Annotated in this window: 9 protein-coding genes; 6 read left to right on the forward strand and 3 right to left on the reverse strand. The window is 62.7% G+C overall.

Annotated elements, in window-relative coordinates:
• Positions 1 to 41 precede the first annotated feature (41 nt).
• The 5 genes from IPK70_13515 to IPK70_13535 all read left to right on the forward strand — a co-directional run bounded on the left by IPK70_13515 (position 42) and on the right by IPK70_13535 (position 5893).
• A complete protein-coding gene (locus tag IPK70_13515) occupies positions 42 to 1709 on the forward strand; it encodes an MBOAT family protein (protein ID MBK8228177.1) in 1668 nt (555 codons plus the stop codon).
• 37 nt (positions 1710 to 1746) lie between these two features.
• Complete coding sequence (locus IPK70_13520) at positions 1747 to 3357, forward strand: GMC family oxidoreductase (protein MBK8228178.1); 1611 nt, start codon at positions 1747 to 1749, stop codon at positions 3355 to 3357.
• Between the two features lie 71 nt (positions 3358 to 3428).
• Complete coding sequence (locus IPK70_13525; protein ID MBK8228179.1) at positions 3429 to 5036, forward strand: S8 family serine peptidase; 1608 nt, start codon at positions 3429 to 3431, stop codon at positions 5034 to 5036.
• Between the two features lie 18 nt (positions 5037 to 5054).
• Positions 5055 to 5651, forward strand: coding sequence for a sigma-70 family RNA polymerase sigma factor (locus IPK70_13530; GenBank protein MBK8228180.1), 597 nt, complete (start codon positions 5055 to 5057; stop codon positions 5649 to 5651).
• Positions 5648 to 5893 carry a hypothetical protein gene (locus IPK70_13535; protein MBK8228181.1) on the forward strand — a complete coding sequence of 82 codons (246 nt, stop codon included), beginning with the start codon at positions 5648 to 5650 and terminating at the stop codon, positions 5891 to 5893. The genes IPK70_13530 and IPK70_13535 overlap by 4 nt, the downstream gene beginning before the upstream one ends.
• Here the strand turns inward: IPK70_13535 and IPK70_13540 are convergent, their stop codons facing one another.
• Both IPK70_13540 and IPK70_13545 read right to left on the reverse strand, forming a co-directional pair.
• Positions 5894 to 6943, reverse strand: coding sequence for an Omp28-related outer membrane protein (locus IPK70_13540; protein MBK8228182.1), 1050 nt, complete (start codon positions 6941 to 6943; stop codon positions 5894 to 5896).
• Positions 6944 to 6987: 44 nt separating this feature from the next.
• Entirely contained in the window at positions 6988 to 9000 is a 2013-nt protein-coding gene (locus IPK70_13545; GenBank protein MBK8228183.1) for a recombinase, read from the reverse strand.
• An 85-nt stretch (positions 9001 to 9085) separates the two neighbouring features.
• Between IPK70_13545 and IPK70_13550 the strand changes: the two genes are divergently transcribed.
• Positions 9086 to 11710 (forward strand): valine--tRNA ligase, encoded by a 2625-nt coding sequence (locus IPK70_13550; protein MBK8228184.1) that lies wholly within the window; start codon positions 9086 to 9088, stop codon positions 11708 to 11710.
• Here IPK70_13550 and IPK70_13555 read toward each other — a convergent pair.
• Positions 11707 to 13902, reverse strand: a complete 2196-nt coding sequence (locus tag IPK70_13555; GenBank protein ID MBK8228185.1) for a TonB-dependent receptor — start codon at positions 13900 to 13902, stop codon at positions 11707 to 11709. The two genes, IPK70_13550 and IPK70_13555, sit on opposite strands and share 4 nt — an antisense overlap.
• Positions 13903 to 14484: the final 582 nt, after the last annotated feature.

The following is a 14484-nucleotide window of genomic DNA, read 5'->3' on the forward strand; positions in this document are numbered from 1 at the left end:
GTGGACTGCCGGATCGCAATCAAGCATCGCTGCGCGCAAGCATGACCACGCTCGCCTTCGACTGGACCTCGGTCCTGGCATACGATACGCAGTCGCCGGTGATCTTCACGCGGTTCTACTTCTGGGGCTTCTTCGCCGTGGCGCTCGCCGGGTATTCGCTGGTGCACAAGCGTCCGCTGGTGCGCAGCGGCTGGCTCTTCGCGGTCAGCCTCTTCTTCTACTACAAGACCAGCGGGCTCTTCGTTGGCCTGTTGCTATTCAGCATCGTCACGGATTTCCTGATCGGCCGGGCCAGCGGCTCCACGGACGATCGGCGCCGCAAGCGCTTGCTGCTCGCGCTCAGCATCACCCTGAACCTGAGCGTGCTGCTCTTCTTCAAGTACGCTCACTTCGTGGTGGAGAACATCAATGCCATCGCGGGCACCGCGATGCAGCCGGTGAACTTCTTCTCGCGCTGGGCGAACCTCGCGTGGGATGCGCACTTCGTGGAGAACAAGGTGCTGCTGCCCGTTGGCATCAGCTTCTACACCTTCCAGTGCATGAGCTACGCGATCGATGTGTACCGGGGCGACCTGAAGCCGGTCCGGAACCTGCTCGACTTCGGCTTCTACGTGAGCTTCTTCCCGCAACTGGTGGCGGGCCCCATCGTGCGCGCGAGCGAGTTCATCCCGCAGATCGCCAGGCCCTACGCGCTGGCACGCGCTGAATTCGGGCTCGCCATCTTCTGGATCCTCAATGGCCTCGTGAAGAAGATGGTGGTGGGCGACTACATCGCCGTGAACTTCATCGACCGCGTCTTCGCCGATCCGCTGCGCTTCACCGGGTTCGAGAACCTGATGGCGATCGTTGGCTATTCGTTGCAGGTGTACGCGGACTTCAGCGGCTATACCGATATCGCCATCGGCGTGGCCCTGCTCATGGGCTTCCGGCTCACCATGAATTTCAACAGCCCGTACAAGGCGCGCAACGTGGCTGAGTTCTGGAAGCGCTGGCACATGAGCCTCAGCACCTGGCTGCGCGACTACCTCTATATCCCCATGGGCGGCAATCGCGGTGGATCGCTCTTCTCTTGGATCATGCTCAGCGTGGTCGGCGCGGCGCTCGTGCTGCTCACCGGCTGGTGGTGGCTGCCAGCGGTCTACCTCAGCGTGGTGGCGCTGCTCGTCGTGCTTTCGCGCTTCTGGCCCGGATTGCAGAACGCGATCACCACCAACAGCAACCTCATGATCACCATGCTCATCGGCGGTTTGTGGCACGGTGCAAGTTGGATGTTCGTGATATGGGGCGGGCTCAATGGCCTGGGCCTTCTGGTGTACAGGCAATGGAAGCGGATCAGCCCGTGGGAGAAGAGCCCGCACTGGCTCGCCCACGCCTGGAAGGTGGCGCTCACCTTCGGTTTCATCTCATTCACCCGCATCTGGTTCCGAAGCCCTGATATGGAGACCGCGAACGCATTCCTGCATCAGCTCACCGGTGATTTCGGTACAGGGCACATGCTCGATGTGCTCGTCGCATTCAAGAGCGTGTTCCTGCTGATGCTCATCGGCCTCGTGGTGCATTGGCTGCCAGAGGCCCTCAAGCAGCGCTACCGCGAGGGTTTCGCAGCATTGCCCCTTTGGGCCATGGTGCTCGCGTGCTCAGGTGCGGTGGTTCTCATCTACCAGACCGTGACGGCGGAGATGGTGCCCTTCATCTACTTCCAGTTCTAGAGCGCGCGGCTTTCCCGCCCACAGATAGCTTTGGTGCATGCCCGCCGACGACGTCCTCGACCACATCGTCATCGGCTCCGGATTCGGCGGCAGCGTCAGCGCGATGCGGCTGGCCGAGAAGGGGTACAGCGTGCTCGTACTGGAGAAGGGCAAGCGCTGGGAAGCGAAGGATTTCCCGCGCACCAATTGGAGCGTGCGCAAGTTCCTGTGGGCCCCGATGCTGCGCTGCTTCGGTCCGCAGCAGATCGAGCTGCTCAATCGGATCATGGTGCTCAGCGGCGCGGGCGTGGGCGGCGGAAGCCTCATTTACGCCAACACCCACATGATGCCAGGCGATGCCTTCTTCTCGCATCCGGCGTGGTCGCGCTTCGGCGATTGGAAAGCGCGGCTGGCGCCTCATTACGCCACCGCCCGCTTCATGCTGGGCAGCACGCGTTACGAGCAGGAAGGTCCTGAGGACCGCTTGCTGGCAGAGGTCGCGCGCGACATGGGCAAGGCCGATACGTACAAGCCCGTGGATCATGTGGGCGTTTACCTCGGCGATGCGAAGGCGCCGACCGACCCTTACTTCAATGGCCTTGGACCAGAGCGCACCGGATGCACGGCTTGCGCCAACTGCATGGTGGGCTGCCGCTTCAACGCCAAGAACACGCTCGACAAGAACTACCTCTGGTTCGCGGAAAGGTTCGGCGCTCGCATCATGGCGGAGTCGGAGGTCACGCGCATCGAGCATAAGGACGGATCCTACCATGTGCATGTGCGCAGCACCACGGCGCTATTCGGGCGAAAGGAGCGCGTTTCCCGGTCAAGAGGGCTTGTGGTGAGCGCGGGCGTCATGGGCACGCTGAAGCTGCTCCTGCGGCAGAAACACGAGCTGCGCGCTCTGCCCAAGCTGTCTGATCAGCTCGGTGCCACTGTGCGCACCAACAGCGAGTCGCTCTGCGGGATCCGCGGCATCCCGGAGAAGATGAACCACGGCGTGGCCATCAGCCGCGTGTTCGAGCCCGATGCGCACACGCACATCGAGCTGGTGAAGTACGGCGACGGCTCCGGTGCCATGGGCCTGCTGGCTGTGATGGCCGCAGGCGATGGGCCACCGATCATGCGCGTGGCGAAGAGCATCTGGAGCACGATCACCCGACCCCGCAAGGCGTTCAATGCGCTGCGCCGCGATTTCGGCAGGCACAGCATCATCCTGTTGGTGATGCAGAGCTTGGACAATGCCGTGCGCGTGCGATGGAAGCGCGGACTGTTCGGCGGCAGGCTCAGCGTTGCGCACGATGGGGGCAAGCGCGTTCCCGCTTTCATCGGCGTGGGACAGGAGGTGATGAATCGCTGCGCGGCAAAGAGCGGTGGCACGGCCATGAACGCATTGCCCGAAGTTCTTCTCGACATGAGCAGCACGGCGCACATCCTCGGCGGTTGCCCTATGGGCACGAGTGCCGAGGAGGGCGTGGTGAATGAGCGCTTCGAGGCCTTCGGCTATCCCGATCTGCGGATCCTCGATGGCTCCATCATCCCGGCTAACCTGGGCGTGAACCCGAGCCTTACCATCACGGCGCTGGCGGAATATGCCATGAGCCTGGTTCCGCGTAAACCTGGGCATGCGGGACCGACCTTAAAGGAGCAACTCAAGGAGCGCGGATGATCATCCCGGATCCCGTTATTGCCGCGGAGGCATGCTAACTCCTTTAATTTCGCAATGCAGAACCCATCGCCATGAGACTATTCGCCTCGTTCACGTTCCTCGTCCTGGCCGTCTCGCTCCAAGCGAGCATGAACAATCGCATCATGATCCGTCTCGCATCCAACGCGCAGCTGAAGGCCGTTCCCATCGCGGCCAGGGCCGTCATCGGAGCGGAGCCGGTGGATCGCCTGAGCGCGATGCTCGGTGCATTGCGCGCCGATCGGCTCACGCCGACGAAGCCTGGTATGCCCGCCCTCTTCGTCGTTGAGCTGCCTGAAGGCATAGAGGTCGACCAAGCGCTGGCGGCGTACCGCCTGCTCCCGGGCGTCCTGCGCGCCGAGCGTGACCACATGGGCCATGGCGGCGGCGATCGGGACTTCACGCCGAACGACCCGCATTACGCCAAGCAATGGGGACTGCATAACGATGGCTCCTTCGCGCTCTCGCCGGCCGTAGCAGGCGCCGACATCGACATGCAAGCCGCATGGGAGATCGAGCAGGGCAGCGAAGAGGTGACCGTGGCCATCATCGACAGCGGTGTGCGCTTGCAGCACCCGGACTGGGGCGATCGCATCTGGCAGAACGTCGACGAGATCGCGGGGAACGGGATCGATGATGACAGCAACGGTTTCATTGATGACGCGCAGGGCTGGGACTTCGCCAACAACGACAACGACCCGACTGACGACCAGGGCCACGGCACCAACGTCACCAGCATCGTGGCGGCCGTCGGCGACAATGGGGTCGGCTTCACGGGCGTTGACCTCAATTGCAAGGCCATGGTGATCAAGGCGCTGAACAGCTCGAACCAAGGCTTTTACAGCTGGTGGGTCGCGGGCATGTATTACGCCATCGACAATGGGGCCGACGTAATCAGCATGAGCATGGGCGGAACGGATCCGTCACCGGAAATGCAAGCGGCCGTGGACTACGCTCTCTCGAATGATGTACTCGTTGTGGCCTGCATGATGAACACCAACAGCAGCACGCCTTTCATTCCTGCTGCGCTGAACGGCGTGCTGGCCGTGGGCGCCACCAAGCCGAATGACCGTCGCGCCGTGCCATTCTATTGGAGCGCTTCCAGCGGCAGCAACTACGGCAGCCACATCAGCGTGTGCGCTCCAGGCGACTACATCTACGGGCTCAGTCACGCGAGTAACGTCTCGTTCACCACCTATTGGTCGGGCACTTCCCAAGCCACGCCGCATGTGAGCGCCTTAGCCGCTCTGCTGAAGGCCCAGCAATCAACACGCACGCCCGCGCAGATCCGCGCCATCATCGAGGCCACCGCTGAGGACCAGGTGGGTGATCCGTTGGAGGACACGCCCGGTTTCGACATCTACCACGGCCATGGGCGGATCAATGCGTTCAACGCGCTCCTGTTCGCTGTGGGCTCCGGCGAATTAGGGCAGACGGAGGGATCGCTCACCGTTTTCCCCAATCCTGCAGCAGGGCCGGTCAGCATTCGCGCAACCGCAAGCGGACAGCTCGTGATCCTCGATGGCTCGGGCCGCATCGTGCGTGAGCAGCGCCTTTCCCAGGGCGGCGGCAGCGTCCTCTCCAGCTTGGCGCCCGGCGCCTATCTGGCGCGATTCACCTCTCAAGGCAATACGCTTTCGCAGCGCTTCATCGTGCAATAGCTCCGCTACCTTGGCGCCGTGCCAACGGCGATCGACGAGACTGCTCGGAGAAGGACCTTCGAGGAATGGGTGAAGGCGCACACCGCCGACCTGTTCCGTTTCGCCCGGAACCGGGTGAAGGACCCCGATGATGCGGAGGATCTGGTGCAAGTGGCCTTGGTGAGCGCATGGGAGTCCCTTGATCGGTACCAAGGCGAGAGCTCGCCGCGCACTTGGCTCTTCGCCATCCTCAAGCATAAGCTGCTAGACCACTACCGCAAGAGTTACCGCGAGGCCGAACGCTTGTCAGGCCGCGAGTCCGGTTCCGACGACCCTGTTGAACAGTTCTTCGATCAGGAAGGGCATTGGAACAGTGGTCATGCGCCGAAAGACATCGCGCTCTTCCATCAAGACGACCAGTCCGAGAAGCTCGATCGCGCGCTCCGACATTGCCTGGATGCGTTGCCCGAGCACTTGCGAGCAGCCGTGGAGATGAAGTACCTGCAAGACATGGAGGGAGCGCGCATCCAGGAAGCGCTAGGCCTCAGCGAAGCGAACTATTGGCAGCAGGTGCACCGCGCCAAGCTCAAGCTGCGCGCCTGCATCGAGCAACGACTCAAACCGACCCGCGAATGAGCCAGCCACAGAGCGTCTCCTGCCGGAAGGCCACCATGCTCATCGAGCGTCGCGTGCTCAAGCCGTTGGGCCTCTCCGAGCGCCTTCGCCTTTGGCTTCACCTGCGCATCTGCACGGCTTGCCGTTCCTACCAGCGTCAGAGCGCGATGATCGATCGGTGGATGCAGCAGCGCCGGGACATCGGCCAGCCGCCGGATGCGGAAGCGCTCCAGCGGTCCGTGCTCAAGCGGATCAACGGCTGATCAATGCTGGACCACCAGTCGCGTTGCACGGCCATCGTCCGTGGCAATGACATGGATCCCATCCGGCCATGTCGAGGCATCAAGCAGCAGGGCATTGGCCGGAGCCATGGGCTTGAACCGTTCCAGCACGCGGCCTGACGCATCACGAACGGTGAGCGCGCCGATTGAACCATGAAGCGCTTGCAGCACGAAAGCGCCGTTCGCTGGATTCGGGAATGCGTTCAATGCAGCTGGGTGCGGCATTTCAGCTATTCCTGCCGTAGCGTCGATGGCCGGAGCCTCCGCCGCCTGATGCACCATGCCCGGAAGGATTCCAGCAGCTTCGCTGATGAAGGCTACCACGCGCATGTTGTTCACGTCCCACCCGATGGGCAGGACATGCGAATAGGTATTCACACCTTGCTCGCCGGCTGCGCCTGTTCCGAGCGCATCACCGGTAAATGGAGTAAGCCCCACACGCAAGGCATGCCGGTGGTCGTAGCTGGGTTGCGGGCCGCCTGCGCCGTAGTTCGCCTGGTAAGCGGTCAAATGATCTTCGGTGAGCAGCACATGTATTCGATCGGCCGGACCGGGGCTGGTTGAGGTGTAATAGTGCTCCACGGAGATTTGCAACAAGCGCGTTGCGGGATCGAAATCGGTGGCGATGCCCAGATTCACGATGGAGGTCTGCATGAGCAGGGTATTCGCTGCCGCGTTCCAGTTCCCTGAGGAGAGCAGGGCAGTGCCATTGTAAGCCGTGCGGCTCACCAGTCCTTGCGGCGTGAAGGCGACACCATAGGCGCTGTGCAGCTGGTTGCCCCAGGGCGTGCGGAAGTCGGGTTGCGATGCGGATGGGTTCGCCAGTGAACCGGCGTGCACATTCACCAGCACCACACGGCCTGGATTGGCATTCAGAATGGCCGAGGCCGTTACGTGCCCAGCAGGACAGTTGCCGCAGTTGATGGCGGTGAATTCTTCCAAGAGCACGTTGCGCGGCTGCGGATCGGTGCTCACTTGGGCAAAGCAGCCGAAGGCGATGAACGACGCGGCCAACAGGAACTGGATGCGCATGTGCAGGGTGATTTGCGAAGATGGTCGCGCTGGATCGCGTTTCCTTACGCTTCCGGTTCGGTAGAGGAAGCAGGTCGATCCGGCGGAGGGAGGAAGAACGATCTGGGCTCCCGGGCAAAACGCTGTCGAACGGCCGCGAGCATGGGCAGCAGGTCCTGGAAGGCGATGCCGCGCGAGCGCATAGCCAGGATGATCGATAGTGCGAAACTGACCATGAAGTTGAATAGGCCGATGAGGCCGATGCCCAGCACCGAGGCGATCACCATGTTAAGCGTCGCGGTCCAATCCATGCCCACCAGGGCCAATCCGAGGTTCCCAGCGGCGAAGGTGATGTGGCGGATATCGAGCGAAAGGCCGAGGAAGGCGCCCACTGCGCCCACCGATCCCATGAAGACACCGAACCAGAAATTGCTGATCACGCCGCCAGCGTGCTGTTCGTAGGCCTGGGCGATCCGCTTCCGCCAGCGCTCGCTCATCACCAGCTTCAGAGCCGGGTGCTCCTGTATGCGCAACGGCACATGGCGGTGGATGCTCGCATTGGTGATGCTGCCCGCGATGAGGCCGCTGATGAAGAGGAAGACCCCGGCGATGGCGGCGTGAGGAATGGCCAGCGACCGCAAGGGGTCGAGCTCGTGAAGCATTTTCTCCGATTTATGCGATAGCAGCTCCGGGCCGAAGAGGGTGCTCCACCCATATGCGAGCGCCACCGCCACCGGGAAGGCCATGGCCACGTTGCCCACGAAGGCGATGAACTGGCTGCGCCACGCGCGTGCCACCAATTCACTGAGTGAATCGTAATGCATGCTGCCATCGCGGCGGCCATCGTCGAGCGCCTTCGCGATGGTGGCGGCGGTCATGGCGGGCTGCTTGGTGGCCAAGGTGAGGTGCAGGAGGTAGATGGCGATGAAGGCCATCGCGTAGTTCATGCTGTACAGGAAAGCATGGAAGAAGAGGCTGCCCTCGATGCTGCCGTACCAGGCCTTCAGCATGCACGCCACGGCTACGATCGCGCCGCCGCCCAGCGCGCTGCGCAGCATTGAGAGGTACTCGCTGCGGCTGGTGGTGATGTAATGCTCGCCCTTGCGGCCCGTGTGCTGCGTGATCTCCCTCGCCACCACCTGGGTGCTCTCCTGGATGAAAGCCCCCACGCGCGTGCGGCCACTGCTGATGCGCACGACTTCCTTCAGCGTGCGTGCCAGCGCCGTGCGTCCATCGATCTCCAACGGCGGAGCGATGGCGTCGAGCACGCCGCGCAGGCGCCGCAGCATGCGCTCCATCAGGATCAGGTGCTGGTTCACTCGGAAAGTGATGCCCAGCACCTCGCTGTTGCGGTACGCATCGTTGATGGCCGCGTGGCAGTCGGCCACCAGGGCAATGACCGGAGCGCGGGCGGCATCATCCGGCCGGCGGCTGGCCTCGCCCAGGCGCAACAGGTCGAGGTATTGATCCAGCGCATCCTCGAGCCGCACGAAGGGGCTGTTGAAGTTGGCATGCTCGGGAACCATGCGGAGCACCTCTCCATCGAACGCGCGTCCAGCGATGCGCAGCCCAAGCACCTTGGCTGCGAAGAACAGCTCCTGCATCAGCAGGCCATGGTGGTCGCGTGCATCGATTCCATCCACGCTGAGCAGGGCCAGCAAGCGGACCACATCGGCATCTGGCAGCGCGCTCACCCAATCGGCATCGCCTTCCTGGAAGAAAGCATTGATCAGGGCATGGTCCAAGGTCTCGGGCGCGGGCTGGTAGGGGAGGACCTTATAGGTAAGGCGCTGCCGCAGCTCATGCCAGAACGACCCGCTGGGCATGCCCGCGTCGGTGAGCGTTCGCCCGATGGCCTTATCGCCGAAGTACCTGTGCACGTAGCGCGACAAGCCCTCGCGCAGGTCGTCGTGGTGCTCGATCAGCTGCAGCAGGGCGGTGAACCGCTGGGCCTCGCCCCGTTTTCGCTCGCCGCGCGATGGCCGCACCGCCTGCACCAGCAGGGCGAGCGGCTGCACATCGCTGCCATCGCTGGCGGCAATGGCTTCGAGGGCATCACGTAGCGGGCTGCGGCGCATGACGGTGGTGCGCGGCAAGATACCCTGAGCGCCTTGGCACCTGCGGGGCTGGGCAGCGGGCTACTTTCGCCGCTCATTCCAAGCGATGGAGATCCCGAAGCATTTCGATCCGCAGCACGCCGAGTCCGAATGGTACCCGCACTGGATGGCCAAGGGTTACTTCCGCAGCGTTCCCGACGCGCGCGAGCCCTACACCGTGGTGATCCCGCCGCCCAATGTCACCGGCGTGCTGCACATGGGGCACATGCTCAACAATACCATCCAGGATGTGCTGGTGCGCCGCGCGCGGATGCAGGGCAAGAACGCCTGCTGGGTGCCGGGCACCGATCACGCCAGCATCGCCACCGAAGCCAAAGTGGTGCGGTTGCTCGGCGAGCAGGGCATCAAGAAGAGCGCCATCGGACGTGATGAGTTCCTGAAGCATGCTTTCGCTTGGAAGGAGAAGTACGGCGGCGTGATCCTGGAGCAGCTGAAGAAGCTCGGTGCCAGCTGCGATTGGGACCGCACGCGCTTCACCATGGAGCCCGACCTGAGCGACGCGGTGATCGATGTCTTCATCGACCTGCACAAGAAAGGCCTTGTCTACCGCGGCCTTCGCATGGTGAACTGGGACCCGGTGGCGCTGACGGCAGTGAGCGATGAGGAGGTGATCATGAAGGAGCAGAACTCGCGGCTCTTCCATGTGCGCTATGCGATTGAAGGCGCAGCGGAGGAATGGGTCACCATCGCCACCACGCGCCCCGAGACGATCCTGGGTGATACCGCCATCGCCGTCCACCCCGAGGATGAGCGCTACGCCCACCTGAAGGGCAAGCGCGCTCTGGTGCCGCTGATCGGGCGCAGCATCCCGATCATCTTCGATGAATACGTCGAGCGTGAATTCGGCACCGGAGCTTTGAAGGTGACGCCTGCGCACGATGCGAACGATCACGAACTGGGCAGGAAGCACCAGCTCGAGACCATCGACATCCTGGAACCGAACGGCACGCTCAGCCCGGCCGCTCAGCTGTACGTCGGAGAGGACCGTTTCGCCGTGCGCAAGAAGATCGTGAAGGAACTGGACGAGAAAGGGCACATCGTCAAGATCGAGGACATCAAGAACAAGGTGGGCTACAGCGAGCGCACCGATGCGGTGATCGAGCCGCGCCTCTCGTTGCAGTGGTTCGTGAAGATGAGCGATCTGGCCAAGCCCGCCTTGGAAGCGGTGAAGGATGGCCGCGTGAAACTGCATCCGCAGAAGTTCGCCAACACCTACGCCTATTGGATGGAGAACGTGCGCGATTGGTGCATCAGCCGCCAGTTGTGGTGGGGGCAGCGCGTGCCGGCGTGGTACAATGAGACGGGCGATGCGGCCGTGTGCAGGACTGAAGCCGAAGCGATCGCGCAGTTCAAGGCCGCTGGGCAAAGCACCAACGGCATCAAGCAGGATGAGGATGTCGTGGACACCTGGTTCAGCAGCTGGCTATGGCCCATCAGCGTGTTCGATGGCTTCAAGGACCCGGACAACGCCGACATCAAGTACTACTACCCGACGAACGACCTCGTCACCGCGCCGGAGATCCTCTTCTTCTGGGTGGCGCGCATGATCATGGCCGGCATGGTATACCGGCAGGAGGTGCCCTTCAGGAACGTGTACCTCACCGGCATCGTGCGCGACAAGCAGGGGAGGAAGATGAGCAAGAGCCTCGGCAACAGCCCCGATCCCTTGGAACTGATCGAGAAGTTCGGGGCCGACGGTGTGCGCGTGGGCATGCTCCTCACCAGCCCCGCCGGCAACGACCTGCCCTACGACGATTCGCTCTGTGAGCAAGGCCGCAACTTCAGCAACAAGATCTGGAACGCCTTCCGCCTGGTGAAGGGCTGGAGCGTCGACGATCGTCCGCAACCGGCTCCCTCAGCGGCCGTGGTGGCGTGGATGCAGAGCCGCGTGGCGCGCAGCATCACCGAGATCGATCAGCTCTTCGCGCAGTTCCGCATCAGCGAGGCGCTCATGGCCACCTACAAGCTGGTGTGGGACGACCTGTGCAGCTGGTACCTCGAGAGCATCAAGACCGCATTCGTGGATGGCGCGGCCCAGCCCATCGATCGCAGGACCTACGACGCCACCGTGGCCATCTTCGAGGAGGTGATGAGGCTCCTGCATCCTTTCATGCCCTTCCTCACCGAGGAGGTTTGGCACATGCTCCGCGAGCGGAAGGACGGCGAGGACATCATCGTCGCCGCGTGGCCGAAGGGTGGTGAGGGCGATATGAAGCTCGATGCCGAGGTTCAGCACGCCTTCGACCTGGTGACCGCCGTGCGCAACGTCCGCAACGAGCGAGGCATGAGCCCGAAGGAGGCGGTGGAAGTGCAGGCTAAGGGTGCCGCGCCCATGCGCGCTTCCGTTTCAGCTCTGGTGAACAAGCTGGCCAACGTATCGGCCATCGCTGAGGTGGAGAAGGCCAGCGAAGGCTCCATCACCTTCCTGGTCGGTACAACCGAGTATGCCATGGACCTTGGCGGCAACATCGACACCGAGGCCGAAGCGAAGAAGGCCGAAGCCGAGCTCGCGCACCTGCGCGGATTCCTGGCCGGTGTGGAGAAGAAGCTCACCAACGAGCGCTTCGTGAATGGCGCGCCGCCGCAGGTGCTGGAGAACGAGCGCAAGAAGAAGGCCGACGCCGAGGCGAAGATCAAGGCGTTGGAGGAAAGACTTGCGGTGCTGCGCTAGCGCCGATCCAGTTCATAGATCACCTGCACGTACGCCAGCCGCCCCACGAACGGACCGCCGTACACCATGCGCACCTGATTGTCAAAGACCCGTTCCCAACGCGGCCGGTTGGGTTCAGAATCCTCGAACATCGGGATGAAGCCGAACAGGTTGCTTCCTCCCACCTTCACCGTCAGGTGCTGCACGGGGAACTTCACGTTCACCTGCGCGTCGATCATGTCGTAGCTCGGGATGGGGCCGGTGAATTGCGGTGAGCCCGTGAAGGTAAAGCCCTCCACGTACTTCCAATTGATGCCGAAGCCGAGGTTGGGCTTGCCGCTGAAAGGCACCTTCATGTCGTGCCCGGTGAAGCTCACGTTGAACTTGCTGCGCGGCGTGTTGAAGGCGGGGATGATCGGGTCGTCATCTCCGGTGATGAGTTCGTTGTAGCTGTAATTCGCGCCGTAGGTCATTCGCTTGCGGAAGTAGCTCACGCCGAGGTTGAGGCCTTGGGTGCGCACGGTGGTGCTGGCGTTGGCAGCAAGGCGGTAGGCCTGAAGGCCGCCTACGGGGAATCCATTGGTCTGGTCGAAGCGAGCGCTGAGGCCGATGAGGTAACCGATGAAATCCGTGTACCAGCTGCTGTAAGCGCTCGCATCCACGTAGAACTTCTCGGCGTGCGTGCCGCGGTATCCAGCCTCGATGGTGCGCACCTGTTCCGGCCGCAGGCGGTCCACGTTGAAGTAGTCGAGCTTCGAGAGGCCTTCGAGCAGGGTGGGCGAGGAGCGGTATTCGTTGAAGCTCTCCACCGTGATCAGGCTGTCGCGGCCGTCCTCGAACTGTCCTTCCACATTCCCCAGCAGGATGGCGCGCCCCACATTGTAGTAGAGGTATTGATCTGCGAGCGTCGGGTTGCGCACCGCGCTGCTGAAGCTCACACGGAAGGTGCGGTCCTGACGAGGCACGTAGACGAAGGAGAGGGCCGGGGAGAGCAGGGCATTGAAATTCTGGTTCTTGTCCATGCGCAGCGTGGCGGTGGCCTTCAGCTTGTCCTTCATCAGCTTCTTCTCCAAGCCGGCATAGAGCCCGAATTCGTTGTTCCGGATCACCACATCGCCGGTGTCGCGGAAGATGGTGCCCGCGCTGTTGGGCATGTATTGCCGGAAGCTGCCTCCCACGGCGATCTCCCCGAACTTCGGCTTGAAGCGGTACTCGCCCATGGCGTGCGCGAGCTGGCTCCGGTCGTAGAAGAGCGATCCGCCCTCTGTGAAGCGCTTGCCGCGTATCTCATCCAGCTTCTCGTTGAAGCGCTGCGTGCCCGCGGCGTAGGATGGATTCAATTCATTGTTGTCGATCACAGCGATGCTATCGGCCACCTCGTTGTGGTAGCCCGTGAACAGCCCGCTGTTGTCAGCGACGAATTGCTGGATGTAGGAATCGTAGGCAGCTTGCGATGTGATGCCCGCACCCGGCGCTTCCTGCACCGTGATGAAATCAGGGCGTTCGTTGTTGATGCGCGGCTTGATCCAGGTCTCCCAAAGGGTGAAGTACTTGATGTTCCACTCGCGAGTCTCGCCAGCGGCCTCCTGCAGGCGCACACCGGTGGTGAAGATGTCATACGTCCTGCCGGCATCCTCGCCGGTATAGTAGCCGCGCAGGAACCACTTGCCTTCCTTGCGCACCTCGAGCCGCTGCTGCCAGAATCGCACGCCATCCAAGCGGTAGCGGTTCTCGCCTTGATAGACCGTGCTGCCCGTGCTGTAGTTGGCGGCGGCGATCACCTCCACGCTGTCGGTGATCTTGTAGTGCAGCGCAGCACCTGCCTTCAGGTTGTGGGTCCCGTAGTCAACCAGATCCTCCTCGCGGTAACCCGGTCGCAGGAAGAGGCCAAGGCCGGGATAGGTCCTGCGGTCGAAGGCGTTATTGCTGAAGTCATTGTTCACCGTCACATTCTCATCGCCATAGATGTTCACGGCATCGAATCGGCCGGGATTGCCCGGCTGCGCCGGGCTGTTGCTCGTGGCGCTGTAGTCCTGTGCGTACCAATCCTCGGCGCGCATGCCGAACACGTTCAGCTTGTAGGCGAAGCGCTGCTTGCCATCCTTGTCCTTGAAAACCTGCGCCCAGCGCACCGCGCCCTCCAGCAGCCCGCGCTCGCCGCCCTTGGCGCTCACGCTCAAGCCGGGGAAGTTCCACGGGCTCTTGGTGGTCATGCTCACCACGCCATTGAAGGCCCCTGGGCCATAGTAGGCCGTGCTGGCTCCGGCGATCACATCCACCTTCATCACGTCGAGGTCGCTCGCGCCGAGGAAGTTGCCGAGCGAGAAGTTGAGTCCGGGGCTCTGGTTGTCCACGCCGTCGATCAGCTGCAGGGGAGCGCACGGGGCTGGTGCTGTTGAAGCCGCGCGTGTTGAGCACCTTGAAGCCCATGCTCGCCGCGGTCATGTCCACGCCCTTGAGGGTGCCGAGGCTCTCGTAGAAGTCGCCGCTGGGCGCTTCGCGGATGGCGATCACATCCATGCTCTCCACCGTGAGCGGCGCCTGTTTCTGCTTCTCGCTGATCCGGCTGCCCACCACTTCGGTCTCACCCAGCAGCACCTGATCGGTGCTGAGCTTCAGCTTCAATTCCTTGTCGAGGCTCTTCACCACCAGCTCGAATTGCGTGTAGCCGATGTAGCTGACCACCAGGGTATACGGCGGCAGCTCGCTCACCAGCAGCTCGAACCGCCCATCGATGTCGGTCACGGCGCCGATGGTGGTGCCCTTCAGCACCACGTTGGCGCCGATGAGGGTCT

The sequence above is a fragment of the Flavobacteriales bacterium genome (genome assembly GCA_016712535.1).
Classification (GTDB): Bacteria; Bacteroidota; Bacteroidia; order Flavobacteriales_F; family PHOS-HE28; genus PHOS-HE28.